Below are 24,205 nucleotides of genomic sequence, written 5' to 3'. Positions count from 1 at the left end.
CGCGGGTCAGGCGGACCGGAAGACGAGGGCGGCGTTCTGGCCGCCGAAGCCGAACGACGTGCTGGCGGCGGCGGCCAGGGGCGTACGGCGCGGCGCCTTGGCCACGATGTCCAGGTCGATATCGAGGTCGGGGTCCTCGTGGTTGGCGGTGGGCGGGATGGTGCCCTGTTGGAGGCTCATGACCGTGACGGCCGCCTCGATGGCCCCCGCCGCTCCGATGGCGTGGCCGAGCGCGCCCTTGAGGGAGGTGACGGTGGGCGGCTCGGGGAAGACGGCGCGCAGGGCCCTGGCTTCGGCCAGGTCGTTCAGGCGGGTGCCGGTGCCGTGCGCATTGACGTGATCGATGTCCCGGGGTACCAGACCGGCGTCGGCCAGGGCCGCGGTGAGGGCCGCGGCGGCGCCCCGGCCCTCGGGGTCGGGAGCCGCGTAGTGGTAGGCGTCGCAGCTCGCCCCGTAGCCGACCAGCTGCGCGCGCGCTCGCGCACCGCGGGCACGGGCGTGCTCCGGGTGTTCCAGCACCAGCACGGCGGCGCCTTCGGAGAGGACGAAACCGTCGCGTGCGGCGTCGAAGGGGCGGCAGGCGCCCGCGGGGTCGTCCGTACGCCGGGACAGGGCGCCCATGCGGTGGAAGCAGGCCGCGGGGATGGGGTGGCGGGCGGATTCCGCGCCGCCGGCCAGCACGAGGTCGCAGGTCCCGGCGCGCAGCAGGTCACGGGCGATGCCGAGGGCGCTGCTGCCGGACGCGCAGGCGGTGGAGACGGCGAAGTTGGGGCCCGTGGCCGTCAGGTCGAGGGCGATCTCAGCGGCTGCCATGTTGGGCACGCTGCGGGTGATGGCGAGGGGCGAGATGTCCAGCGGGCGGCCGGCCGCGAGCTTGGCGAATTCGGTGACGTAGCGCTCCATGCTCCCGGTGCCGGTGCCCATGACCACGCCGACCCGGGAGGCGTCCCACTCGGTGGGGTCGAGACCGGCGTCGGCGACGGCGTGCCGGGCGGCGAGCAGCGCCATGGCGACGAAGCGGTCCAGCCGCCAGGCGGCTTTCCGGCCGACCAGACGCGCGGTGTCGAAGTCGGGCACCTGGCAGGAGATGTCCACCGGCAGCCCCGCCAGCCCCGGGTCCCGGGCGGCGGTGGACCGGCCGGTGAGCAGGGAGTCCCAGGTGGCCCGTGCGCCGATCCCGGCCGGGCTGATGACGCCCAGACCGGTGACGGCGACGTCATGGCACTGACCGGGCATCAGCTGCCGCTGTTCGGCGCGGTGGTCAGGACCTGGCCGGCCGTACCGCTGTCCATCAGCGCGGCGAGTTCACCGAGGGTCGTCCGCAGCGGCACGTCGTCCAGCGAGATCCCGGTGCGCTCCTGAAGCATCAGGCCCATCTCGACCAGCGCGAGGGAGTCCAGGCCGAGGTCCTCGAAGGTGCGCTCGGGGGTGACCTCGGCCGGGTCGAGGTCGAAGGTCTCGGTGAGGGTGCTGGTGATCAGCTCTGCACTGGTGGGCACGGGTGGCTCCTTCGGTTGGGGTGGTGGTGCCGGCCGCCGTGGGCGGGGCGCTGTCCGGAGGCGGGAGGGCGCTTCCGACAGGCCCTGGGCCGCGCGGAAGGAGCCCGGGGCACCGTGGGAGGTGCGGGTGCGGACGGGGTGTGCATCGTGGCTCCAGGCGGGCGGGGGCGGCCGGCACCGGGGGCCGGTGCGCAGGGGTCGGGCTCGCGCTCTACTGTCGCCGACCGTCTCCTCCGGCCCGGGTCATGAAGGCACCTCTGAACGAGTGACTTATCGCTCTATAGCGCCGGACGCTCCTCTTCCCTGGGCGCCGGCTGCGGTCCGTGGAGCCGGGCACCGGCGGGCCGGGGCGCGCCGTCCGGGCGGTCAGGGCGGCCGAGCCAGCGGGCGGCGGCCGCGGCGGTGAGCAGGGTGACGGCTCCGGCGACGACGGCGGTCAGCGTCATGGCGTCCGTGAAGGCGCGTCGCGCGGCGGACAGCACACTGCTGCGCAGCGGGCCGGGCAGCCGCATCGCCTGTGCGGGGACCGACAGCATGCTGTGCCGGGCCGCGGCGGCCACCGGCGCGGGGGCGTGCAGATCGGTGAGGGAGGCGGTGAGCCGGGAGGTGAAGACGGCCGCGAGCAGGGAGCCCTGGACGGCCACCCCGAGGGCGGAACCGACCTGGCGGGTGGCGTCGTTGATGGCCGAGCCGAGTCCGGCTCTTTCGGTGGCGACCGAGCCCATCACCGATTCGGTGGCAGCGGCCGCCACCAGTCCGGCGCCGAAGCCCGCCACCAGCTGGAAGGCCGCGCAGTGCGGGTAGTCGGAGTCCGGGGTGGTGGTCGCCAGGATCGCGAAGCCGACCGTCACCAGGGCCAGTCCGCCCACGACGGGGACCCGGCCGCCCAGCCGTGCCCGTACCGGCACCGCGCACACCGCGCCCAGCGCCAGCCCGGCCGGCAGGGGCAGCGTCCGCAGCCCGGCCTGCCAGGGGCTGAAGCCCAGTACGCCCTGGAGGTAGAGGGTGAGCACGAACAGCGCGCCGAACATGGCGAAGGACATCAGTGCCAGGGCCGCCGCGGCCACTCCGATGGCCGGCACCCGCAGCAGGGACAGCGGGAGCATCGGCGCGGGGGCGTGCAGCTGGCGGCGGACGAAGGCGGCCAGCAGCAGCGCGGCGACGGCGAATCCGGTCAGTGCGGCCGGGCTGGTCCAGCCGCGGTGCGGGCTCTCGGTGATCGACCACACCAGGACCAGCAGCCCCGCGGCGGACAGCGCCGCACCGGGCACATCGAAGCCGGCGCGCCGCCGCGCATGGGACTCGGGTACCAGGAGCAGGGCCAGCACGATGATGACGGCGGCGAGGGGCAGGTTGATCCAGAAGGCGGCGCGCCAGGAGAAGTGCTCCACCAGCCAGCCGCCGATGACCGGACCGCACAGGCCGCCCATACCGCCGACCGCGGCCCAGGCGGCGATCGCCCGGCTGCGCAACCGGGCCTCGGGGAAAAGATGGTGAAGGACCGCCAGCGTCGCCGGCATCAGCAGTGCGGCCCCGGCCCCCATGGTGCAGCGCGCGGCGATCACCTGCCAGGGCTGGGCGGCCAGCGCACCGCCCAGCGAGGCGCCTCCGCAGACCGCCACCCCGCAGACGAAGGAACGCCGCCGGCCCCAGGCGTCGGTGAAGGCGCCCACGGCCAGCACCGTGCCGCCCAGGACCAGGGCGAAGCCGTCGACGATCCACTGGACCTGCGCGGTGGAGGTTTCCAGGCCGCCCTGAAGGTCGGGCACCGCGACATTGAGGACCGTCAGATCCAGGCCCAGCATGAACAGTCCGAGGCACACCACGGCGGCCGCTGCCGCCCGGTGTACGGGTGGGGCCGGAGTGCGGGCCGGCGCGGCGGCCGTCATGCCGTCGCCACGGGGCGGGCGTACCGGGCCGGGTCGAGGGTCTCGGTGAGCCGGTCCACCAGGGCTTTGGTCTCCGTCTGGAGGTAGGTGTGCCCGCCGGGGAAGAGCTGGACCGGGGCCGGTGTGGTGACCAGGTCGTTCCAGGCCTGGAGGTCCGGCACGCTGGTGACCGGGTCGTGTTCCCCGCCGTAGAGGGCCAGCGGCACGTCGAGCGGCGGTTCGGGGCGGTGCCGGTAGTGCAGCAGCAGCAGACAGTCGGCCAGCAGGGGGGTGCAGGCCGCGGCCATCAGGCGGGCGTCGGCGAGCAGTTGGTCGGGGATCGGTCCGACGAGTTCGCGGATGCCTTCCAGCCCGGCGGTCAGCCGGGGCGGCAGGCCGGCGCTGTAGGCGTCGATATGTGGCGCGGACAGTGAGGACACCGCCAGCAGCGACGGCAGCCGGCCATGGGTGCGCCGCAGATGGCGGGTCGCCTCGTAGGCCAGCAGGGCGCCCGCGCTGTGTCCGAAGACCGCGAACGGCCGGGGGTCGGTCCAGTCGTCCAGCACCGCGGCGAGCCGGGCGCTCAGATACGCGGGGTCGGTCAGCGAGGGTTCCGCGGCGCGGGTGCCGCGGCCGGGCAGCGCCACGGAGCACGGCTCGATCCAGGGCGGCAGCAGCGGCGCCCAGCGCAGATAGCAGTCCGGGCCGGCCCCGGCGGGCGGCACGCAATACAAGCGCAGCGCCGCCTGCGGACGGGCGGCCAGCACGACACGCTCCGGCACCGCCGACGCCGCTACCGTCACCGACGTCGACTCTTCTGCGAAACCGACACCCACGACACACGCCCTTCGCCTCGCGCTCCACTGGTCCGGGCTCCGCCCGTGCGCCGCCGGCCGCCCCGGACCGGCCGCGCGGCCCGCCGGCCGGCGGGGTCCGGAGACCTCCGGCCGGACACCGGACCGGTGCCCACGCCGACCCTGCCCTCCCCCGCCCCCGCACTCCACACACCACGCAAGGCGCCGTCCCCCTCTGACACCAACGGCGGCAGCCGGGCCCGGCCGCCGCGCGGGAGCCGGCCGGGTCCTCAGTCCTGCTCGTCGAGCTCGAAGGTGCCGTACTCGGGCTTCCCGGCCCGTTGGTAGACGCAGTACTGGACGCCCGCGCCGGTGGTGCGGGATTCCGTGAGCCGCCAGGCGGTGGGGGCGGCGCCCTCGGCGAACAGCCGCTTGCCGGTGCCGAGGATCACCGGGTTGATCAGCAGCCGGTACTCGTCGACGAGGTCGTGCTGCTGAAGGGTGCGGATGAGGTCGCCGCTGCCCTGCGTCATGAGCGTGCCGCCGAGCTCCTGCTTGAGCCGGGCGACCGCCTCCGCGGCGTCGCCCTCCAGCAGCTGGGAGTTGTTCCACTCCAGGCTGTTCCGGGTGCGTGAGGCGACGTACTTGGGCATGCTGTTGAGCTTCACGGCGATCGAGTTGTCCGGGTCGGTGACGCGCGGCCAGTAGGTGGCGAAGATGTCGTAGGTCTTCCGGCCGAGCAGGAGATGGTCGGCGGTGTGCTCGAAGACCCCGGTCATGAGGCCCATGAAGTCGTCGTCGACATACGGGACCTGCCAGCCGCCGTGCGCGAAGCCCGCGTCGACGTCCTCGTTCGGGCCGCCGGGGGCCTGCATGACGCCGTCCAGGGTGACGAACGCGGTGACGATCAGTGTGCTCATGGTGCTGCCCTTCGGGTGCGGAATCTGCCGGTACAGGGGTGGACTCCCGGGCCGGCGAGAACTCATCGCTCGCCGCGCGACCGGCCGGTCCTGGGTACATACCACGGCATATCGCCGCAGGCCGTACGCCGCGGCCCGCCGACCCTCAGCCGGCGGCCCGGCTTTTGTGCCCCTTCGGCGGGCTCCGGTGAGGATCAGCGGGTCCGTCCAGCCCCGTCGTCCGGCCTCGTTGAGGACGGTGGTGAGCAGGGCGGCCGTGGCGATGAGGGCGCACTGGGCCGGCCAGTCCACGGGGCGGTCCGTACGCCGGGCCGAAGCGGAGACATGACGCAGCGTCAGCAGCAGGCAGACGCATCCGACGGGCAGGTTGATGAAGAACACCCAGCGCCAGCCCACGGTGGTGACCAGGAGGCCGCCCAGCAGGGGCCCGGCGGAGGCCGCGATGCCCGCCATGGAGCCCCACAGGCCGAAGGCCCGGGAGCGCTCGGCGGGTGCCGGATACGCCTGTTGCAGGAGGGCGAGCGAGCCGGGCACGATCAGGGCCGCGCCGAGTCCTTCCACCAGCCGGGCGGCGATCAGGGCCCCGCTGGCCGGGGCCAGGCCGCAGGCGGCCGAGGCGAGCGTGAAGACCACCACGCCGGTGCAGAAGATCCGGCGGTTGCCCAGCCGGTCCCCCAGCGCGCCGCCGGTGAGCAGCAGACCGGCGAAGACCAGGGTGTAGCCGTCGGTGATCCACTGGATCCCGGTGAGCGAGGCGGACAGTTCCCGTCCCACCACCGGGACGGCGACGTTGATGACGGTCACGTCCAGGATGACCATGAAGTAGCCCGCACAGACCGCGAGAAGCGGAGCCATCGGCCGGCCCGACGCCGCACTGCCCGGTCGGTCGGCCTGGGGCCTGTCGGCACGCACCATGGCGACACGGTAGGGCCGGGACGAACGCCTTCCGCGCACGTGCGGAGTCCGGCGGCGTGCCGGGCCCGCACGCGGCGCCGCGTCGTCCACGCCGGACGCGCCGCCGGGGACAGCGGCACACAGCCGTCCGGCGCTCTTCCCCGAGGCCGAGCACCGCCGCCCCCTACCCCTGATACCTGAGAGCTACCACCGAAGTACGCTCCCCGGCGGGACGCCGACCAAGTGCCCTGCTCCATAGCTTCGGTACCGGAAGCCACGACCGGCTTCCGGTACGGAAGGACCATTCATCATGGCGTCCCGCCCGCGCGGCAGCCGTCCGCTGCGCACTCTGCTCGCCGCTTTCGTCGTCACCGCGGTGGTGGTGCCCGTCTCGGGTGCGGCCCGCCCCGCGGCCGTCCCGGCACCGGCCCCCAAGGCGCTCGCCCCGTTGCGGTCCGCCGCCCCCGGTGCGCTCGCCGAGCGCTACGCCGTCAACCGCGAGGGCATCCGTGCGGCGGAGCGGATGGCCGAGGGCCACGGCGACCGGGCGCGGGCCGGGGTATTGCGCGAGATGGCCGGCCCGGCGCGGCAGTTCCTGTTCTTCGACGGCCGCGACGGAGGCCGCACCACCGAGGTCTTCGGCGACCTGGCACGGGCCGAGCGGATCGCCGTACTGGTGCCGGGCTCGGACACCCACCTCGACCGGTACGCACGTCTGCGGTCCGGCGCGCTGGCGCTCCAGCGGGAGTTGGGCGGCCGGTCCGCGGTCCTCGCCTGGGCCGGGTACCGGACGCCGAGCACGGTGAGTCCCGATGTCCTCACCCCCGCCCGCGCGGCGGAGGCCGCTCCCGGGCTCCGCGCCTTCGTCGGTGCCGTGGCGAAGCTCCGTCCCACGGCGCGGCTCTCCGTGCTGTGCCATTCGTACGGAGCCGTGGTCTGTGGCCGGGCCGCGCCGGGGCTGGATGTCGCGGACCTGGTGCTGTTCGGCAGCCCCGGCGCGGGCGCCGAAAACGTCTCCGCGCTGCACACCCCGGCGACGGTGTGGGCCGGCCGGGGCGACGACGACTGGATCGCCGAGGTGCCGCACGGACAGCTGCAACTCCCCTTCGGCACACTCGGGTTGGGAGCGGATCCGGTCGCGCCCGAGTTCGGCGCCCGGGTCTTCGCGGCGGGGCCCGGCGGCCACAGCGACTACCTCACGCCCGGTTCCGTGTCCCTGCGGAACCTCGCCCGGATCGTGTCCGGCCAGGCCCCTTCCGAGGAGAGCGGCGATGCGTGAGCTCATCCGGCGGATCGACGCCGCGACACCGGCCGACCGTGACCGCGGCGTCGACGCACTGCGTGCGCTCGCCCTTCTCGGGGTGATGCTCGGACACTGGCTGGTGACCGCGCTGGTCGCCGACAGCGGCACGGTGCGGGTCGTCAGCCCCCTCCCTCAGCTGCCGCACCTCACCCCGGTCTCCTGGCTTCTCCAGACCCTGGCCGTCTTCTTTCTGGTGGGTGGTCAGATGGCGGCGACGAGCTGTGCCGCCACCCGTGCCCGGGGCGGGACCTACCGCCGGTGGCTCGGCGCCCGGATGGCCCGGCTGTTCCGGCCCGTGGTGGCCGTGCTGGTCGTCTGGTGCGTGGTGGCGGGCGGGCTGCTCGTCGCCGGGGCCGGTCTGGACACCGTCCACACCCTCGGCAAACTGGCGCTGTCCCCGCTCTGGTTCCTGCTGGTGTTCGCCGCACTGACGGCGGCGACTCCGCTGACCGCCCGGCTGCATCCGCTGTGGCCGCTCGCCGTCGTGCTGCACATCGATCTGCTCCGGTTCGGGCTCGGCGGCCCGGCCTGGCTCGGCTGGATCAATGTGGCGGCCGGCTGGCTGGTGCCGTACTGCCTGGGCGCGGCCTGGGCCCGGGGCGGGCTGCGGAGCCGGGCGACGGCATGGGTGCTGCTGCTCGGCGGCGCCGCCACCACCGCCGGACTCGTCCTGTGGGCCGGCTACCCGGCCGCCATGGTCGGGGTGCCGGGCGCGACCATATCCAACCTCAATCCGCCCACTCTCGCGGCGGTCACCTTCGGTCTCGCCCAGTGCGGGGCGGCCCTGCTGCTGCTCGGCCCCCTGGGACGGCTGCTCCAACGCCCCGCCGTCCGGGCGGCGGTGGCGCTGATGAACCTCTCGGCGATGACGCTCTTCCTGTGGCACCAGACCGCGATGATGGCGGTCACCGCGGTCGGTCTGCTCACCGGCGGGTTCCTGCCCGGTCTGCACACCCTTCCCGACGGTGCCGGCTGGGCCCTCGCCCGGCTGCTCTGGCTGCCGGTGTTCGCGCTGGCGCTGCTGGTGTGCTGGTCCGCGTTCCGCACGTACGAGCAGGGGCGGCGCGGCGGCACCACGGTGGTCCGGGCGGGGCGTCCCGCTGAGGCCAGGGCGGTGCGGCGTGCTTAGGATGCACCGTGTGAGCCAGGGGGGTTGGAAGAGCGGGGGGCCGCGGCTGCGGGCGGCCGTGCGGGGGCTCCCGCATACCCTGCGCGACGACTTGTGGACGGTGGCACTCGATCCACTGCCCCGGATGCGCTGGCTGGGCCGGCTGCCGCATGCGCTTGTGGTGCTGGCCGCGGTGCTCATGGGCTGGCTCAACGCGGACCGGTACACCGCGGGAGCCACCGTGCTGGCGCTCACGGTGCTCCAGTCGGGCGCCGCCGTCCTCGCGCTGTCCCGCCCGGTACCCGCCTGGTGGCTGTCGACGATCGCGCTCTTCCTGGTCAGGAACGCCGACGGGGTCAAAACCAGCCATGACGCCCTGTGGTCCTGGAGCATCCCGGGCATCGCCCTGCACGCCCTGGTGCTGTTCCTTCTCGCACTGCGGGTCCGGCCCCGTATCGCGGCCGAGGCGCTGGCGTTCTCGTTCCTGGCGGCGGTGGCCGCACTGGCCTTCTTGGGGCCGGTACCGGACCAGCCCCTCCTGCCGGGTGCGGCCCCGCCGGTCCTCGCGTCCTCCGCCCAGGACGTGACCGTCGTCCAGGACGCCGTGACCTTCACCTGCGCGGTGGTGCTGGGCGCCGCGCTGCGCGGCCGCCGGGTGGCCCGTAACCAGCTCGTCGAGCAGGAGGTGCTCACCGCCGGGGAGCGGGCCCGGCGCACGCTGCTGGAGGAGCGCAACCGGATCGCCCGCGAACTGCACGACGTGGTCGCCCACCACATGTCGGTGATCTCGATCCAGGCGCAGGTCGCCCCGCATCTGGTCAAGGACCCCACCGACGAGCTCAGGGAGAACCTCGCGGGCATCCGCGGGAGCGCCGTCGAGGCGTTGACCGAACTCCGGCGGGTGCTGGGCGTGCTGCGCTCGGAGGAAGCCCTGGCGGACGGGGTACGGCACACCCCGCAGCCCAGTCTCGGCCGGCTGGACGAACTGGTCGGCACGGTGCGCGGCGCCGGGCTCAGGGTCACCACCGAGATCACCGGTGAGCCGCGCCCGCTGTCCCCGGGTGTCGAGCTGTCGGCGTTCCGTATCGTCCAGGAGGCGCTCAGCAACGCGCTCCGGCATGCGCCCGGCGCGGAGGTGCGGGTGGCCCTCGGATACCGGCCCGGCGGTCTCACCATCCGCGTCGCCAACACCGCGCCGGACCGGCCCGCCCCGCCCTCGCAGGGCGCCGGCCACGGCCTGCTGGGGATGCATGAGCGCGCCGCCATGCTCGGCGGCGAACTCGCCACCGGCGCCACCCCCGACGGCGGTTACGAAGTGACCGCGATCCTGCCCGCCCAGGCCGCGCGGCCTGCCGACCCCCGTGAGCCCGCCCCATGACGACCATCCGCGTGCTGATCGCCGACGACCAGATGATGGTCCGTCAGGGCTTCACGGTGCTGCTCAACGCCGAACCCGATATCGAGGTCATCGGCCAGGCCGTCGACGGCCTCGACGCCCTCACGCAGGTCGACCAGCTCGCCCCGGACGTCGTCCTGATGGACGTCCGGATGCCCCGGCTCGGCGGTATCGAGGCGACCCGTCGTCTCACCGCACCGGCCGGGGCCACCGTCAAGGTCCTCGTCCTGACGACCTTCGACCTCGATGAGTATGTGTACGAGGCACTGCGCGCGGGCGCCTCCGGGTTCCTGCTGAAGGACGCCTCGGCGGATGAACTCGCCCGGGCCGTACGGGTGGTGGCAGCCGGTGACGCGCTGCTCGCACCGAACCTCACCAAGCGCCTGATCGCCGAGTTCTCCCGGGTCACCAGCTCACCGCAGGCCCCGCTCAAGGAACGCGTCGGCGACCTCACGGAACGCGAGACCGAGGTCCTGTCCCTGATCGCCCAGGGCCTGACGAACGGCGAGATCGCGGAGCGGCTGGTGCTGGCGGAACAGACCGTGAAGAGCCATGTGGGCCGGATCCTGAGCAAGTTGGGCCTGCGCGACCGGACGCAGGCCGCCGTCTTCGCGTACGAGACAGGGGTGGTCCGCCCGACCGGGTATTGAGCGGTCCGGGTGGCAGGGCGCGCGGACGGGCGGGGAACCGGCCGCTGCGACAGGCGGCGCCGCTCCGGCATCGGCCATGGGTACTCCCTCCCGCTCCCCCGCGAGGCGGAGTGACACCCGCCTGTGGAGCGATGCCCGGCCGCGCGGCGGACGGGACCGTGGTGATCAGCGGGGAATCGACGCCCTGCCGCACCGAGTCCGGTGCCGCTCTCATCCGCAGGAGTACGCCATGCCCCGAATCCGCCGCCCGTTGCTCGTGGCCGCTACCGCCCTCGCCGTCTGCACGGCGCTCGTGCTGCCCCTGGCCACGACCGAACCGGCCGCGGCGGCCGGGGCCGAGGTGCGGGCCGCCCGGCACACCACCGGCGCACCGTCACTGACGGGCGACGTCAAGCTCGCCCGACAGCCCGGCGACAACGTCCACTTCCGCATCGACGCGCATGGCTTCGCCGATCAGGCGCGCGGCACGTTCCACGTCAGCCACCACTTCGGCAAGACCTGGGGCGGCTACTTCAAGGGCCGGATCGACTGCCTGCTGACCGGCGGACCGGCGGCCGTCGCCACCGGCATCGTGACCGAGTCGCACTTCACCGGCGCACCGGGCCTGCCGGAGATCGGGGACCTCCGGGGCAAGCGGTTCGGCTTCACCGTCCTGGACAGCGGCAAGAAGGACCGGCTGGGCTACAGCTGGGCGATGGACGGCGTCCCGAAGAACAGCGTCGGCAAGTGCCTGGGCTCGGCCCCGTTCGAGACCCTGGAGAAGGGCGACTTGAAGGTCCACCACTGGATGCCGCCGCGCGGGGCCGCCCAGCAGTGATCCACCGCCGCCCACCGGCCCGGGTGCCGTGCGCCGACGCGCGCGGCACCCGGCGGTTGTGCCCGCCGGGCGCGTGCCCCACCTCTGAGTGACCTGCGGCTACAGCTGGAAGGAGTCGGCCAGGGTGTCCATCTGCGCGGTGAGCAGGGTCGGTGCCCGGTGCCCCATCCCGGCGTACTGACCGGACACCTCCAGGCTGACCGTGCCGTGCAGCTGGGACCAGGCCAGCACCGTGCCGGCGAGGGCGGTGGCCGCCGCCTCGCCCTGCGGAGCCCGCCCGGTGTGCTCCGCCACCCAGTCCGCGACGCCCTTCTCCTCGCGTACCCAGACGGCCATCTCCTCGACGACCGGCCGCAGCGCCGCCGTGGGCTCACCGGCGGCGAACACCTTCAGGAACGGCCCCAGGACGGCCCGCGCACGCAGCAGGGTGTCGGGCGGGGCCGCGTATCCGGGCAGCGGGGTTCCCTGGATCAGCAGATAGCGGTGCGGCTGCGCGACAGCCCAGTCCCGGTAGGCGCCGGCGAGGGCGTGCAGGGTGGCGCGGGAATCGCCGTCGGGCGCGGCGTCGACCCGGCCGACGACCTGCGCCACCTCGTCGTAGGCGTCCCGGATCAGTTCGCTCAGCAGGTCGTCCCGGCCGGCGAAGTAGCGGTAGAGGGCGGGGCCGGACAGGCCCATGTCCTTGGCGATACGGGTGAGCGCGACGGCCTGGATGCCGCCCTCGGCGAGCTGCTGGAGCGCGGCCGCCTTGATCTCCGCGCGGTTCTGTTCGCGGTAGCGCGCCCGGGGGCTCCGCGCCTCGGCGGCCATGTTCTCCTCCGGTGTTCGCGACGGCTTGAAGCAAGCATGAATGGTCATTGCCAATCGTAGCCAACACATCGATTGCCATGGATCCTCGCAAGAGTTATGGTCTCTAACAGAAGCGAGAGGGCGGAACGAGAGAACTACTCGATCCGCTCGCCATTCCCCCGCCTTTCGGCCCCCCGGCCCGGAGAGAAGGAACCGCCATGTCTGCTGCCACGGAACCGCTGCACGTCGTCCTGGGCGCCGGCCCCGCCGGCACCACGCTCGCCGGTGAGCTCGTGCGCCGCGGCCACGCCGTACGACTGGTCAGCCGCTCGGCGCCGGAGAACACCGTCGAGGGCGTCCAGTCCTTCGCCGCCGATGTGAGCACGGCCGACGGGGCGCTGGCCGCCGTCGCGGGCGCCTCGGTCATCTACCACTGCGTGAATGTCCCGTATCACCGCCAGGTCGAGGTGATGCCCCGGATCCAGTGCGCGGTACTGGCCGCCGCCGAGGTCACGGGGGCCCGGCTGGTCGTCCTGGACACGCTCTACCCGTACGGGCAGACCCGCGGTGAGGTGATGACGGAGGAGACCCCGTGGCGTGCGACGAGCCGCAAGGGGCGGATGCGGGCGCAGCTGGACGAGCGCTACCTCGAAGCCCACCGGGCGGGGCGGGCCCGTGTCGTCCTCGGCCGGTCGGCCGACTTCGTCGGTCCCGGGGTGCTGAACTCGACGCTCGGCGGAGCGGTCTTCCCGGCCGCCCTGGGCGGTAGCGAGATCCTCGGCCTGGGCGATATCGACCTGCCGCACAGCTACACGGACATCCGGGATGTGGCGGCCGGGCTCGCCACGCTCGGCACCCACCCGGAAGGCGACGGCCGGGTCTGGCACCTGCCCACCGCGCCCGCCGTCACCACCCGCGAGATCCACGCGATGATCGAGGAGCGGGTGGGCCACCAGCTCCAGCGGGTGGTGCTCACCGAGCCCCGCCCCTTCGGGCCGTTCGACGCGGAGTTCATGGCCGAGTACGCGGAGATGTTCTATCAGCACACCGAGCCGCAGATCGTGGACTCCACAGCCTTCGAGCGGACCTTCGGCATCCGCCCGACACCGCTGGACGCAACCCTCGACGCCACCGTCGAGTGGTACCGCGCCCTGCTGGCCGGCTCCCGGAGCTGACCCGGCCGCGCGACCGGCGGCCGGGCGCGGCACACGGAAACCGAGGGCCGACGCCCAGTGCGTCGGCCCTCGGTCTGCCGGTACGGGTCAGGAAGCGCTCGGCGGCGTCGCCGACCAGGCGGTCACCGACAGCGCGCCGCCGTCGACGGCCTTGTCGAAGCCCACGACGCTGTGCGAGTTACTCCCCGTCGGCGAGACCTGGAGGTACTTGGCCTGCGCGGACGACGGACCGGCGTGCGTCCAGACCAGGTCCGCGTAGCCGCTCTTGCCCGGCTTCAGGGTGACCTGGTGCACGCCCGGGTCCTTGGCGAAGTAGGTGTCACCGTGGTGCGCGGTGGTCTTGATGGCCGTGTGTCCGGCGCCCTCCAGCGCCAGCCCCGGGTAGCCGCTTATCGCGCAGGTGCTGCTGCCGGTGTTGGTCACCTTCAGATAGGTGCCCTCGTGGTTCATCCCGGCCTGACCCGAACCCGCGTCGGTGGTCGTGACCTTCAGCGTCCCCGGCCGGCACGCACCGGCCGCCGACGCGCCCGATCCTGCCGCGGAGGCCATCCCGGCGCTCGCGCCCGCGAACAGCGCGACGGCGGCGGCGACAGTGGCGCCGGTGCGCAGACCACGCATCGTCATCAGTCATCAACTCCCTCTTCTCCGGCGACCGGAGAACCTCGGTGGAACGCCGTCCGACCCACCCGCCCGGCTCCGCCCCGCATCCCCGCGAAGGGGGCCGGGAGCGAACGAGCCGGTCCTCAAGGACGGTCGGCGCGTCCTCGTTCGTTTACGCACCACCCACCCTGCGCGCCCCCGCTGTTGCTCGACTAACGCCTCACTAACACCCGATAAGACCGGAATGAGTGGAACGCTACTTATGTGTGCCATACGAAGAACGGGCGGAATGCCGGGAGTTGGAGGAACAGTGAGGCCACGGCACCGCTGAGGGCGGTGCGGCGGAAGCCGGTCCGAGCACGCGTGCGATGCTGGTGCACAGCGGATCATGGCAAAAATGGGGAGTGTACGGCAGCGTGCGGGCAGCGATACGGCGGACTGGGACGCACAGCTGGGACCGCTTCGCGGCATCCGACCCAGGGCTCTTGCGGCTGATGGCAGGGCTGCGCACGGTCGGCGCGATCGTGCTCACCCTCGTCGTCCTGGCGCTGCTGGACACCGACGTCACCCTGATGGTCGCCGGCGCCATGACCGCCATGGTGTCCACCTTCGCGATCAAGGAGAAGGAGGTCCGCGGCCAGGCGGTCACGCTCGCACTGGGCCTGCCGGCCGCGCTCACCGCGATGTCGCTGGGGGCGCTGCTGCACACCCTGGTCGTCGCCGGCGATCTGTTCTTCGTCCTGCTGATCTTCGGTGCCGTCTACTGCCGGCGGTTCGGTGACCGTGGCACCGCGCTCGGACTGATCGGTTTTCAGGTCTACTTCGTCTCGCTGTTCGTGCACGCCACCGGCCCGGCCCTGCCCGAGCTGTATCTGACGCTGGGCATCGCCTTCGTGTGCAGCGCGGTCGTCCGGTTCGCCGTCGTCCCGGAAACCCCCACCCGCACCCTGCCTCGGCTGCGCGAGGCCTTCCGGGCCCGTCTCGCCCAGCTGATGGCGACCCAGCTGGAGCTGCTGGACGCCGGGCCCGATGAACTCGACGGGGTCCTCGACGACCTGCGGCGGCACACCGCCCGGCTGCACGAGGCGGCCCTGATGATCCAGGGGCACCTGGAGGAGGGCACCCGGGACGCGGCCACGGCGGGGCTGGTGGAACGCCGCGTCGCGGAGGCCGAGATCGCGGCGGAACGACTGGGGATGCTGATCCTCAACGCCCGCAGTGCCGAGCGTGCGGACACCATCACCATGCATCTGCCGGACGCCCCCGTGCCGGCCACGGGGACCCGGCTGGGCACCGAGGAGGAGGCGCTCGCCACCCTGCGCCGGGATCTGCGGGCGCTGCTGCTGCTGGTCGCCCGGCGCGCGCCCGACGACCGCGGCACCGCACTGGCCCTCGTCCGCAACCGGCTGCTCGGCTACCGGGAAGAGGACGATCTGCCCCGCGCCTCGGCCGCCGTCCAGGACGTCTTCCGCGGGCTCGGCGAGGCCGCGCGTGCCGTCCTGGGCCTGCGGCTGGCACTGGACGGGCCGCAGGACGAGTCGGACGACTCCCCCGCCACCACCCGCTCGCGGGAGGAGTTCGACGCCGAGGACCTCTCGATCGTCGGCGCCGACGAGACCGAGGAGCCGGCGGACGACCGCACCGGGCTCGACCGGCCCACCACCCGGGCCGCGTTCCAGGTCGCGGTGGGCTCGACGCTGGCCATCATCGGCGGTGAGTTCCTGTCCAGCCAGCGCTGGTACTGGGCGGTGCTGACCTGCTGGGTGGTCTTCCTCAACACCGCGTCCACGGGCGAGATCCTGGTGAAGGGCTATCGCCGGCTGGTCGGCACGGTCCTCGGCGTGGTCGCCGGTGTCGCGCTGGCCGGGCTGGTCGGCAACCACACCTGGAGCGCGTTCGCGCTGGTGCTGCTCTGCATCTTCGGGATGTGGTTCACCGCGCCGCTGTCGTACGCGCTGATGTCCTTCTTCACCACCGCGATGCTCGGGCTGCTCTACACCCTGCTCAACACCTACAGCCTCGACGTGCTGGTGCTGCGCATCGAGGAGACCGCGCTGGGTGCCGCGTGCGGGATCATCGGCGCCGTCCTGGTGCTGCCGGTGCACACGGACCGCCGTACGGACGAGCTGCTGGGCACGGTGCTGGTCCGGCTGCGGGACGTGGTGTCCGCGGCGGTGGAACAGCTCAGCGGCGGGCCCGCCGTCGACCTGCTGGGCATGGCCCGCGATCTGGACACCGCGCTGGACGAGCTGCGCGCCTCCATCCAGCCGCTGACGCACCCGATCACGCCGCTGCGGGTCCGCCGGCGGACCGCCCGCTATCTGGTGGCGCTGCTGGAGACCTGCGCGTATCACGCCCGTTCGCTGGCGGCGACGGCGGAACTCGTGCCGTACAGCAAGACCATCGCGGCCGACCCGCGGCTCGCCCGGGCCGGCCGGCGCATCGGCCAGAACATCGATCTCCTCGTCGCCCGGGTGCTGGAGGAGAGCACCGAGGGCGAGGTCGACTCCGGTTTCAGCATCGCCGCGATGCTGGAAGCAGCCGGCGCGGGGGCGCTTCAGTCGGGCACGGTCACCTTCCGCGTGCTGCGGCATCTCCAGCGTCTCGACGAGGGAGTGGTGGGTCTCGCCCGGCCGCTCGATATCCCGGTGTCCGGGCCCAAGGGGAACAAGGCCGGCTGAGCGGCGGCCAGTCAGTGACCGGCGGGTTCTCCCGGGCCGGTGCCGGTCATCCGCCGACGGCCCCGGCGTCGTGCCGCGCGAGCACCGCCCGCTCCTCCTCGGGGGAGTAACCGGCCCGCAGCGGCGGTTCACCGCGCCCGCGGTCCCAGGCCAGGACATCGGCCAGGGTCACCGCCAGCGGGGTCGCGGTCAGCCCCGCCGCCCGGGCCCGCGCCGGACTGCGCTGCTGTGTCGTCCACTGCGGCCGGACCAGCGGGAACATCGGCGGCCGACCGGCGGGCGACACCGGAACGATCTCGGTCTCGGCGCCCGCCACCCGCGCACAGGTCTCGATGAGCCCGCCGAGGGTGGTCGGCTCGTCCGGCCCCACCGCGTGGAACGCGCCGGGACGCGCGTCGACGAGCAACCGCACCACCAGACGGGCCAGATCACGCGAGTCGACGAGCTGCACCGGCTGCCCGGGGTCGGCGGGCAGTGCCACCCGTCCGCCGCGGGCGGCCCGGCGTACCCAGTACGGGACAGCGTCCGCCGAGTCGTACGGTCCGGTCACCCTTCCCGGCCGCACGATCGTCGCCCGTGCGCCGTACCGGGCCACCACATCGTCCTCGCAGGCCACCTTGAGCGGACCGTAGGTGTCCTCGCTGAGCTCCTCGGTGTCCCGGACGGGCGGGCGGCGCGGGGTGTCCTCGGTCGACCCCGGCCCCACCCCCTCGCGCTGATACACCGCATGGCTGGAGACGAACAGATACCGCCCGGCCCGGTCCCCCAGCGCGTCCATCGCCTGCCCGACATGCCGTGGCACATAGCCGCTGACATCCACGACCGCGTCCCAACTGCCGTCGTGCAGTGCCCGGTAGTCGCCGGTGTCCCGGTCACCGAGGAGCCGGGGCACCCCGGGGAACAGCTCCGTCCCGGTCTTTCCCCTGCCGAACACCGTCACCTCGGCGCCGGTGCGCAGCGCCTCGTCCACAATGGCGCGGCCCACGAATAATGTCCCGCCCAGTACCAGAATCCGCATGGTCCCCGACGCTACCGACCGTGGCGGCACGGCGCGGGCAAGGGGCCGGAAATTGATGTGCGTATCCGGTATTCGGTTGACAGGCTGGGATCATGAGTTCTGAGTCTGACTCCGCCCCCCACACCACCGATACGCCCCCGGCAACTGGCTGGATCACCACGCCCGTTACCGCGGACCTGCTGCGCGGTGCGCTCGATCTGGAGCACACCGAGCACGGGGTGCTGCCGCACCGGCTGCCCGCCCGGGCCCGCGCCCAGTGCGCCGACGGCCTGCTGGCCATGGCGGAGGCCCAGCCCTCGGGGGTACGACTGGTGTTCCGCACCCGCGCCACCGCCATCGAGCTGGACGCGCTGCGCACCAAGAACGCCTACGAGGGCGCCCCGCCCCGCCCGGACGGCGTGTACGACCTGTTCGCCGACGGCCGGCTCACCGGGCAGGACAGTGTGACCGGCGGCAATGTCTCCCTGGTGGACATGACCACCGGGACCGCGGAAATCCAGCCCGGCCCGGCCGGCACCGTCCAGTTCAGCGATCTCCCGGACGGCGTCAAGGATGTCGAGATCTGGCTGCCGCACAACGAGATCACCGAGTTGATCGCGCTGCGCACCGATGCCCCCGTCGAGCCCCTCCCGGAGGGGGGCCGCAAAAGGTGGCTGCACCACGGCAGTTCGATCAGTCACGGCTCCGACGCCGCGAGCCCCAGCACCACCTGGCCGGCGCTGGCCGCCACCCTCGGCGGCGTGGAACTGACCAACCTGGGCCTGAGCGGCAGTGCCCTGCTCGACCCGTTCACCGCCCGCGCCCTGCGGGACACCCCCGCGGACCTGATCAGCATCAAGATCGGCATCAATCTGGTCAACGCCGACCTGATGCGGCTGCGGGCCTTCGGCCCGGCGGTCCACGGCTTCCTCGACACCGTCCGCGAGGGCCACCCCACCACTCCGCTGCTGCTCGTCTCCCCCATTCTGTGCCCCATCCACGAGGACACCCCCGGCCCCACAGCCCCGGACTTCAGCAACGTCAGCGCGGGAAAACTCCAGTTCAAGGCCGCGGGCGACCCGGCGGAACGGGCCATGGGCAAGCTGACACTCAACGTCATCCGGGATGAACTGGCCCGCGTCGTCAAGCAGCGGGCGGCCGACGATCCGAACCTGCACCTTCTCGACGGGCGCGACCTCTACGGAGAAGCGGACTTCGCCGAGCTCCCGCTGCCCGACCAGCTCCACCCGGACGCCGCCACCCACCGCCGCATCGGCGAACGCTTCGCCGCGCTGGCCTTCGGCGCCGAGGGGCCGTTCGGCGCCAGGAGCGCCTGAACGCTCCGCGGGACGTTGCCGAGAGGGACGGTCCGTACCGGCTTCGGCGACATCGTGGCCGGTCGCGCAGTTCCCCGCGCCCGTTACGGGCTTCAGCCTGCCGTGTCGTCGCCCGCGCCGGAGCGGCAGGCGGGGTGGCCCCAGCCGTCGGGGTTCTTGGTGATGGGCTCGCCCGCCGCGTAGGAGCGCCCGCAGCGGCAGCGGCCGGGGAATTTGGCGTTCAGGGTCCGCGTCTTTCCCGAGGTGCGCCGCTGCGGTGCGGAGGCGGTCTTCGCCGCCGGACCAGAGGCCCGTCGACGGGTGCCGGCGGGCCGGACGGTGTCGGGGGCGGCCGGCGGCTCCGGGGAGCCGAGGGCGCTGCCGGCGGCTTCCTGGACGATCGCCGCCTGGCTCGCCGCCCGGTCGGCGAAGTCGTTGAGCGGATCGCCGTCCACCTGGTGCGCGGGCACATAGCGGAACTCCACGGAGCGGTCCGTGAGCAGCGCGTCGATGCCGGCGACCAGTTCCTGATTGGCGACCGGCTTGCCCGCGGCCGTCTTCCACCCCTTGCGCTTCCAGCCGGGCAGCCAGGTGGTGACGGCCTTCATCGCGTACTGGGAGTCCATCCGGATCTCGATCGGGACGGCCGGATCGGTGGCTGTCAGCAGACGTTCCAGGGCCGTGAGTTCCGCGACGTTGTTGGTCGCGGTGCCCAGCGGCCCGGCCTCCCACCGGACGACGGTTCCGGCACCGTCGGCGATGACCCAGGCCCAGCCGGCGGGCCCGGGGTTTCCTTTCGAAGCGCCGTCACAGGCGGCGATCACGCGTTCAGCCATGTGCGCGATCATGCCAGGCAGCGGCGCACCGCGCGAAGCCGCCTCCGCGGGGCCCGCGTGCGGCCCGCTCGGCGCCGGGCGGTCCGCGGCCGAAGGCGCGTATCTGCACTGTGAGCCGATGGGCCGCGCCCTGTTCGAGCAGCGGGTCTTCGACTGGCTGGACGCGCGCCTGGCCTCCGGACCCCCGGCGCGGGGCTGATCCGGACGATCCGGATCAGTTGCCGGACTCCTTCTCCGGCCGGAGTTCACTGGGCCGTACGATGACGAACCCCTCGCCGTCCAGGCGGAGTTGGACGGCCTCCCCGGAACCGCCCCGGAGCATCGAGCCGAGGCTCTGCGACCGGTGGAGGGTGGTCTGGAGTGCGCTGCTCCAGCCGACCACGGCATCGGTGTCGACGAAGACCGGGGCCTGTGGCGAGACGGGTATGACGATGGGGTTGCCCTCACACATCACACCGAGCTTGCCCTGGCCGCTGAACACGGAGTTGAAGAGCCCGCCACCGACCATGCCGGCGCCCTTGACGACCTTGATCTCGTAGGAGAGCGACGGGTCGAAGCACAGCACATTCCGGCCATTGACGGTGAGGCCGTCCCCCGGGGCGAGGTCGATGATGAAGCAGTTGGCGGCCTCATGCGCGAACCACACCTCACCACGGCCCCGCACGGCCATCAGCGCCAGCCCCTCACCGGTGACCGCGCGCTTGAGGAACTTGCCGATGCCCTGCCCCTGCTTCTCGAATTGCAGCTCGCCGCGGTAGGCGATCATCGAGCCCTGCCGGGCATAACACTCGCCGTCCAGCGCGTACTTGAGCGATTTGGCGTTCTGCTGCGTCATCCCGGGCGCGGTGGCCGGTGCGGCCATGTTCTCCGAGGCGAAAAGGTCACTGTTCATGGCCGGAATGCTAGCCCGCGGGTCATAGGTTCATGTCATGACGACCATTGGCGCCATGGACTACGAGTTCCGCACGGCCCGGCCCCCGGACACCCCGGCCATGGAGGCACTCGACGGATCCTTCACCACCCGCACCATCTTCCATGTGGCCGCCACCGAGGACGGGTTCGCCCTCCAGGAGATCCCGGTGGACCCGCCCCTCCACAAGGCCTTCCCGGCGGGGGACTCCGACGCCGACGCCGACGACGGCCTTACGACCGAGGAAGATCCGAACAGCCGCACGTTCGTCGCAGTCGGCCCGGACGGCTGCCTGGCGGGCTTCGCCGCTGTCTCCTACGCCCCGTGGAACCGGCGGCTGGCCATCGAGGACATCGAGGTCGCCCCGGCCCATCGGAGCCAGGGCCTCGGCCGCGCCCTGATGGCCCACGCCGCCGACTTCGCCCGTGAGCGCGGTGCCGGACACATCTGGCTGGAAGTCACCAACATCAATGCCCCGGCGATCCACGCCTACCGGCGGATGGGGTTCACCTTCTGCGGACTGGACACGACGCTCTACGACGGCACCCCCTCATCGGGCGAGCGGGCCCTCTACATGAGCATGCCTTGCCCCTGAGCCGTGCACGGCAGCGATGTTGATGACGGGGCTGTAGCGTCACGCTCTCCACGATCACTGCGGCAGGCCGGCCTGCCCCCCCCCGCGTAGGCAGACGGGCGGAAGAGGTCGACAGCCTGTTCGTGCAGGTGAGCGCAACGACGCCACAGCCTGTCGGAATCCGAGGTCGCGGTCGTTCCTCTCGGGCCTACACGGAATGCCCGTAGCGCATCGCGGCCCTCTCATCGAATCCTGAACCCATCATGCAGCCCACGGCCGCTGTTGCCGCGGCCACGAAAGCGGCGATCGCCGGATGAGTACCGCCGCCTGCGCGGAAGGCGACCTTCGAGCGACGGAACAACGGCAACTTGGTCAACACCACACCTTCGCAGCTCTGCACAGTGGCCATTTCCGGCACAAACCCGGCCCCTTGCCCGGTGGCGGCCAAGGCCAGCACGGTGCGGAAATCGTTGACCTGGTGGCGAATTCTCGGCTGGAAACCGGCCGCCTGGCAGGCGCGCACCGCCATCGCATGACCGGTCGTGCCGTCCCGCGCGGTGATCCACGGGAACTCGGCATAGGGTCCGAGCAACTCTGCCAGCGTGCCGCTGCGGCCGGCGGTCTCGGCCGCCGTATTCGTGACGAGGTACACCGGCTCCTCCAGCAGGGGCACCTCGTCCACCGTGCTGTCCGGTGACGCGGGTACGAAGTCGTAGTCATGGACCAGGGCCACGTCGAGTTCGCCGGCTCGCAGGCCGTCGGAGACCCGCGCAGAGTCGATCTCTTGCACCATCGGTTCCAGCGCGGGATGCCGCTGAGTCAGCTCTGCCAGCGCGGCGGGCACGATGGTATGGCCACCGGAGGGGAAGGTCCCGATACGCAGCGGTCCGCCGATACCCTCCCGCGCGCTGGCCAGCTCGGCGACCGCCAGCTCGAGGCGTTGCAGTACGGCGTCGGCGTGTGCGACGAGGGACCGGCCCGCAGGCGTGAGGATCACCCGCCTGCCGCTGCGTTCCAGCAAGGCCACGCCTGCCTCGCGTTCCAGCACACCCAACTGCTGGGAGACGGCGGACGCGGTGAAGGTCAGCGCCTCGGCCACGGCCGCGATCGTGCCCCGCCGGTCCAGCTCGCGCAGCAGGTGAAGACGACGAACATCAAGCATTAGCTCAGCTTAGCTATACAGGTAGAAATCAGAAATGGATCTACCGGATCAGTGTGAGCCAGGGTGGGACCATGAAGCCCAACCCCCTCTTCAACGGCCTGTACGTCCCCTTGGTGACTCCGTTCACCAACGACCTGCGCCTGGCCCCCGATGCGCTGGCCCGACTCGCCGACGAGGCACTGTCGGCCGGCGCCTCCGGACTCGTCGCCCTCGGTACCACCGCGGAATCAGCCACGCTGACCGCGGAGGAGAAGCGGACTGTGGTGCGCATCTGCTCGGCCGCCTGCCGGGCACACGCCGCCCCGCTGATCGTCGGGGTCGGCACCAACGACACCGCCGCCGCCATCACGTCGCTGCGCGAACTGGCGGCCACCGGCGACGTAGCCGCGGCGCTGGTTCCCGCACCGCCCTACATCCGACCCGGTGAAGCGGGGACACTCGCGCATTTCACCGCGCTGGCCGAAGACGGTGGCCTACCGCTGATCGTGTACGACATCCCCTACCGCACCGGCCAAACTCTCAGCGCCGACGCGGTCGCCGCACTCGGCCGCCTACCAGGGATCGTCGGGATCAAGCACGCGACCGGCGCGATCGACGCGACCACGATGGAGTTGCTCGGCTCCCCACCACCCGGCTTCGCCGTGCTCGGCGGCGACGACGTCGTCATCTCACCGCTCGTCGCGGCGGGCGCTCACGGCGGAATTGTCGCCTCGGCAAACGTCCGCACCGCCGACTACGCCGAACTGATCTCGCTGTGGCATCTCGGCTCCGCCGCCCCCGCCCGCAAGCTCGGAGCCGAGCTGGCGCGGTTGTCGGCTGCCCTGTTCGCCGAACCGAACCCAACAGTGATCAAGGGAGTACTGCACGCCCAGGACCGCATCCCCAGCCCCGCCGTCCGGATGCCACTGCTGGCCGCCTCCACCAGTACGGTCCACCGAGCAGCCCTCCTGGCCAACAGCCGTGTACGGCAAGCGTCCACGACCTGACCGGCGCTGCTCCCGGCGGCCGTCGAGATCGTCTGGTACCCCCAGCCAGTGATGTTCGGATCGCGCTCGACCAGCTCGGCGATGCCGGGCACGACGTACGTTGACGGCGGCCCGGTGGTCAGCCTCAGGCTGGCTTGCGCCACACGGAGACGTGCTTCGCGGAGTCCTGGGTGAACGGCGCCCCGTCCCAGCCCGCGACGCGACGTTCCAGCTCGAGCCCGGCGATCCGTGCCATCAGGTCGAGCTCTGACGGCCAGGCGTACCGGTGCCGGGAGTTGCCGCGGCGGTAGCGGCCGTCGTCGCCGTCGCGGGTGAAGTGGTGCGAGACGAGAATCTGCTCGACCAGGTCGAAGGTGTCGAAGCCGAGATGGTGCTCGGAGACGTCGAATGGCACCGCGACCTGGCCGGGGGGCAGGAACCGCAGCGGCGGCACGCCCAGCTCGATGACGAATCGGCCGCCGGGCCCCAGATGACGTGCCGCGTTGCGGAAGCACTCGACCTGCTCGTCCTGCGTGAGCAGGTTGGTGATGGTGTTGTAGACGAGATAGACCAGGGTGAACTCACCGGGGACGACGGTGGTGGCCATGTCCCCGATGGCCACGGGAAGCGCATCCTCGTCGATCTTGCGCCGCAGGACCGCTGCCATGTGCTCGGACAGTTCGATGCCCACGACCGGAACGCCGCGCTCCCGCAGCGGAACACCCACTCGTCCGGTTCCGATGGCGAACTCCAGCGCCCGGCCCTCTCCGGCAAGCTCGGCGAGGAAGGTGAGAGTCGGATCGAGAACGGCGGCCGAGGACATCTCGCTCTCCTCGGCGTCATAGCGGTCGGCGGTCGCATGGGTCCACAGCTCACTACTCGTCACGGGCAGCCACTGTGCCGGGTGTTGAAGGTGCTGTCGACGCATTTACCTTCCACCGGCTCGGAACA

At 72.4% G+C, this 24,205-nt stretch carries 23 protein-coding genes; 11 read left to right on the top strand and 12 right to left on the bottom strand.

The features are described from left to right. Positions 1-6 precede the first annotated feature (6 nt). The 5 genes from CP981_RS36270 to CP981_RS39425 form a co-directional block, all read right to left on the bottom strand. Positions 7-1,236, bottom strand: a complete 1,230-nt coding sequence (locus CP981_RS36270) for a beta-ketoacyl-[acyl-carrier-protein] synthase family protein (protein WP_085926047.1) — start codon at positions 1,234-1,236, stop codon at positions 7-9. Then, positions 1,236-1,499, bottom strand: a complete 264-nt coding sequence (locus CP981_RS36265; RefSeq protein WP_085926048.1) for an acyl carrier protein — start codon at positions 1,497-1,499, stop codon at positions 1,236-1,238. The genes CP981_RS36270 and CP981_RS36265 overlap by 1 nt, the downstream gene beginning before the upstream one ends. A 278-nt stretch (positions 1,500-1,777) precedes the next feature. Next, positions 1,778-3,388: an MFS transporter gene (locus CP981_RS36260; RefSeq protein ID WP_244329954.1), complete on the bottom strand. Its 1,611-nt coding sequence runs from the start codon at positions 3,386-3,388 to the stop codon at positions 1,778-1,780. Beyond that, on the bottom strand, positions 3,385-4,170 hold the full coding sequence (locus CP981_RS36255; RefSeq protein ID WP_085926049.1) for a thioesterase II family protein: 786 nt from the start codon (positions 4,168-4,170) through the stop codon (positions 3,385-3,387). Before CP981_RS36255 ends, CP981_RS36260 begins: the two co-directional genes overlap by 4 nt. Positions 4,171-4,451: 281 nt before the next feature. Further along, positions 4,452-5,996: an MFS transporter gene (locus CP981_RS39425; RefSeq protein WP_425282195.1), complete on the bottom strand. Its 1,545-nt coding sequence runs from the start codon at positions 5,994-5,996 to the stop codon at positions 4,452-4,454. A gap of 289 nt (positions 5,997-6,285) precedes the next feature. On the opposite strand from CP981_RS39425, the gene CP981_RS36240 reads away from it, so the two are divergent. The 5 genes from CP981_RS36240 (at position 6,286) to CP981_RS36220 (ending at position 11,249) form a co-directional block, all read left to right on the top strand. Next, positions 6,286-7,254 (top strand): alpha/beta hydrolase, encoded by a 969-nt coding sequence (locus CP981_RS36240; protein ID WP_085926050.1) that lies wholly within the window; start codon positions 6,286-6,288, stop codon positions 7,252-7,254. Continuing rightward, positions 7,247-8,407 carry an acyltransferase family protein gene (locus tag CP981_RS36235; RefSeq protein ID WP_085926051.1) on the top strand — a complete coding sequence of 387 codons (1,161 nt, stop codon included), beginning with the start codon at positions 7,247-7,249 and terminating at the stop codon, positions 8,405-8,407. The genes CP981_RS36240 and CP981_RS36235 overlap by 8 nt, the downstream gene beginning before the upstream one ends. A 1-nt stretch (position 8,408) precedes the next feature. Continuing rightward, complete coding sequence (locus tag CP981_RS36230; protein ID WP_167536189.1) at positions 8,409-9,764, top strand: sensor histidine kinase; 1,356 nt, start codon at positions 8,409-8,411, stop codon at positions 9,762-9,764. Further along, entirely contained in the window at positions 9,761-10,432 is a 672-nt protein-coding gene (locus CP981_RS36225) for a response regulator (protein ID WP_085926052.1), read from the top strand. Before CP981_RS36230 ends, CP981_RS36225 begins: the two co-directional genes overlap by 4 nt. A gap of 229 nt (positions 10,433-10,661) precedes the next feature. Beyond that, the gene (locus CP981_RS36220) at positions 10,662-11,249 is read left to right on the top strand and encodes a hypothetical protein (protein WP_085926053.1); all 588 of its coding nucleotides are present in this window, start codon (positions 10,662-10,664) and stop codon (positions 11,247-11,249) included. Positions 11,250-11,348: 99 nt separating this feature from the next. Here CP981_RS36220 and CP981_RS36215 read toward each other — a convergent pair whose 3' ends face one another. Next, the gene (locus CP981_RS36215) at positions 11,349-12,059 is read right to left on the bottom strand and encodes a TetR/AcrR family transcriptional regulator (protein ID WP_085926054.1); all 711 of its coding nucleotides are present in this window, start codon (positions 12,057-12,059) and stop codon (positions 11,349-11,351) included. A gap of 197 nt (positions 12,060-12,256) precedes the next feature. Here CP981_RS36215 and CP981_RS36210 point away from each other — a divergent pair, with 197 nt between their 5' ends. After that, a complete protein-coding gene (locus CP981_RS36210) occupies positions 12,257-13,213 on the top strand; it encodes an NAD-dependent epimerase/dehydratase family protein (RefSeq protein ID WP_085926055.1) in 957 nt (318 codons plus the stop codon). A gap of 87 nt (positions 13,214-13,300) precedes the next feature. Here CP981_RS36210 and CP981_RS36205 read toward each other — a convergent pair whose 3' ends face one another. Continuing rightward, positions 13,301-13,837 (bottom strand): DUF4232 domain-containing protein, encoded by a 537-nt coding sequence (locus CP981_RS36205; RefSeq protein WP_085926056.1) that lies wholly within the window; start codon positions 13,835-13,837, stop codon positions 13,301-13,303. A gap of 470 nt (positions 13,838-14,307) precedes the next feature. On the opposite strand from CP981_RS36205, the gene CP981_RS36200 reads away from it, so the two are divergent. Continuing rightward, positions 14,308-16,494: an FUSC family protein gene (locus CP981_RS36200; RefSeq protein WP_085926075.1), complete on the top strand. Its 2,187-nt coding sequence runs from the start codon at positions 14,308-14,310 to the stop codon at positions 16,492-16,494. 46 nt (positions 16,495-16,540) lie between these two features. On the opposite strand, the gene CP981_RS36195 is transcribed toward CP981_RS36200, so the two are convergent. Then, the gene (locus tag CP981_RS36195) at positions 16,541-17,512 is read right to left on the bottom strand and encodes an NAD-dependent epimerase/dehydratase family protein (protein ID WP_085926057.1); all 972 of its coding nucleotides are present in this window, start codon (positions 17,510-17,512) and stop codon (positions 16,541-16,543) included. A gap of 92 nt (positions 17,513-17,604) precedes the next feature. Here CP981_RS36195 and CP981_RS36190 point away from each other — a divergent pair, with 92 nt between their 5' ends. Continuing rightward, positions 17,605-18,828 (top strand): GDSL-type esterase/lipase family protein, encoded by a 1,224-nt coding sequence (locus CP981_RS36190; protein WP_085926058.1) that lies wholly within the window; start codon positions 17,605-17,607, stop codon positions 18,826-18,828. 92 nt (positions 18,829-18,920) lie between these two features. Here CP981_RS36190 and CP981_RS36185 read toward each other — a convergent pair whose 3' ends face one another. Then, a complete protein-coding gene (locus CP981_RS36185) occupies positions 18,921-19,655 on the bottom strand; it encodes a ribonuclease H family protein (protein WP_085926059.1) in 735 nt (244 codons plus the stop codon). Between CP981_RS36185 and CP981_RS36180 the strand changes: the two genes are divergently transcribed. Next, on the top strand, positions 19,654-19,842 hold the full coding sequence (locus CP981_RS36180) for a hypothetical protein (RefSeq protein WP_085926060.1): 189 nt from the start codon (positions 19,654-19,656) through the stop codon (positions 19,840-19,842). The two genes, CP981_RS36185 and CP981_RS36180, sit on opposite strands and share 2 nt — an antisense overlap. Positions 19,843-19,857: 15 nt before the next feature. Here the strand turns inward: CP981_RS36180 and CP981_RS36175 are convergent, their stop codons facing one another. After that, positions 19,858-20,535 (bottom strand): AIM24 family protein, encoded by a 678-nt coding sequence (locus CP981_RS36175; RefSeq protein ID WP_085926061.1) that lies wholly within the window; start codon positions 20,533-20,535, stop codon positions 19,858-19,860. A 37-nt stretch (positions 20,536-20,572) separates the two neighbouring features. Between CP981_RS36175 and CP981_RS36170 the strand changes: the two genes are divergently transcribed. Further along, complete coding sequence (locus CP981_RS36170; RefSeq protein ID WP_085926062.1) at positions 20,573-21,148, top strand: GNAT family N-acetyltransferase; 576 nt, start codon at positions 20,573-20,575, stop codon at positions 21,146-21,148. A 187-nt stretch (positions 21,149-21,335) separates the two neighbouring features. Here the strand turns inward: CP981_RS36170 and CP981_RS36165 are convergent, their stop codons facing one another. After that, on the bottom strand, positions 21,336-22,289 hold the full coding sequence (locus CP981_RS36165; RefSeq protein ID WP_085926063.1) for a LysR family transcriptional regulator: 954 nt from the start codon (positions 22,287-22,289) through the stop codon (positions 21,336-21,338). 71 nt (positions 22,290-22,360) lie between these two features. On the opposite strand from CP981_RS36165, the gene CP981_RS36160 reads away from it, so the two are divergent. Further along, a complete protein-coding gene (locus CP981_RS36160; protein WP_085926064.1) occupies positions 22,361-23,275 on the top strand; it encodes a 4-hydroxy-tetrahydrodipicolinate synthase family protein in 915 nt (304 codons plus the stop codon). A 124-nt stretch (positions 23,276-23,399) separates the two neighbouring features. On the opposite strand, the gene CP981_RS36155 is transcribed toward CP981_RS36160, so the two are convergent. Then, on the bottom strand, positions 23,400-24,140 hold the full coding sequence (locus tag CP981_RS36155; protein WP_167536187.1) for a class I SAM-dependent DNA methyltransferase: 741 nt from the start codon (positions 24,138-24,140) through the stop codon (positions 23,400-23,402). Positions 24,141-24,205 lie beyond the last annotated feature (65 nt).

This window comes from Streptomyces platensis, assembly GCF_008704855.1.
GTDB classification, from domain to species: Bacteria; Actinomycetota; Actinomycetes; order Streptomycetales; family Streptomycetaceae; genus Streptomyces; species Streptomyces platensis.
The sequence above is the reverse complement of the archived record's forward strand: the minus strand, read 5'-3'. Positions and strand labels throughout refer to the sequence as shown.

Coding starts and splice junctions, on each gene's coding strand:
- CP981_RS36235 (WP_085926051.1), top strand. CDS start 7,247: ATGCGTGAGCTCATCCGGCGGATCGACGCCGCGACACCGGCCGACCGT.
- CP981_RS36220 (WP_085926053.1), top strand. CDS start 10,662: ATGCCCCGAATCCGCCGCCCGTTGCTCGTGGCCGCTACCGCCCTCGCC.
- CP981_RS36195 (WP_085926057.1), bottom strand. CDS start 17,512: ATGCGGATTCTGGTACTGGGCGGGACATTATTCGTGGGCCGCGCCATT.
- CP981_RS36200 (WP_085926075.1), top strand. CDS start 14,308: ATGGCAGGGCTGCGCACGGTCGGCGCGATCGTGCTCACCCTCGTCGTC.
- CP981_RS36185 (WP_085926059.1), bottom strand. CDS start 19,655: ATGATCGCGCACATGGCTGAACGCGTGATCGCCGCCTGTGACGGCGCT.
- CP981_RS36160 (WP_085926064.1), top strand. CDS start 22,361: ATGAAGCCCAACCCCCTCTTCAACGGCCTGTACGTCCCCTTGGTGACT.
- CP981_RS36240 (WP_085926050.1), top strand. CDS start 6,286: ATGGCGTCCCGCCCGCGCGGCAGCCGTCCGCTGCGCACTCTGCTCGCC.
- CP981_RS36270 (WP_085926047.1), bottom strand. CDS start 1,236: ATGCCCGGTCAGTGCCATGACGTCGCCGTCACCGGTCTGGGCGTCATC.
- CP981_RS36180 (WP_085926060.1), top strand. CDS start 19,654: ATGCCAGGCAGCGGCGCACCGCGCGAAGCCGCCTCCGCGGGGCCCGCG.
- CP981_RS36170 (WP_085926062.1), top strand. CDS start 20,573: ATGACGACCATTGGCGCCATGGACTACGAGTTCCGCACGGCCCGGCCC.
- CP981_RS36210 (WP_085926055.1), top strand. CDS start 12,257: ATGTCTGCTGCCACGGAACCGCTGCACGTCGTCCTGGGCGCCGGCCCC.
- CP981_RS36225 (WP_085926052.1), top strand. CDS start 9,761: ATGACGACCATCCGCGTGCTGATCGCCGACGACCAGATGATGGTCCGT.
- CP981_RS36260 (WP_244329954.1), bottom strand. CDS start 3,388: ATGACGGCCGCCGCGCCGGCCCGCACTCCGGCCCCACCCGTACACCGG.
- CP981_RS36215 (WP_085926054.1), bottom strand. CDS start 12,059: ATGGCCGCCGAGGCGCGGAGCCCCCGGGCGCGCTACCGCGAACAGAAC.
- CP981_RS36165 (WP_085926063.1), bottom strand. CDS start 22,289: ATGCTTGATGTTCGTCGTCTTCACCTGCTGCGCGAGCTGGACCGGCGG.
- CP981_RS39425 (WP_425282195.1), bottom strand. CDS start 5,996: ATGGTGCGTGCCGACAGGCCCCAGGCCGACCGACCGGGCAGTGCGGCG.
- CP981_RS36205 (WP_085926056.1), bottom strand. CDS start 13,837: ATGACGATGCGTGGTCTGCGCACCGGCGCCACTGTCGCCGCCGCCGTC.
- CP981_RS36175 (WP_085926061.1), bottom strand. CDS start 20,535: ATGAACAGTGACCTTTTCGCCTCGGAGAACATGGCCGCACCGGCCACC.
- CP981_RS36190 (WP_085926058.1), top strand. CDS start 17,605: ATGAGTTCTGAGTCTGACTCCGCCCCCCACACCACCGATACGCCCCCG.
- CP981_RS36230 (WP_167536189.1), top strand. CDS start 8,409: ATGCACCGTGTGAGCCAGGGGGGTTGGAAGAGCGGGGGGCCGCGGCTG.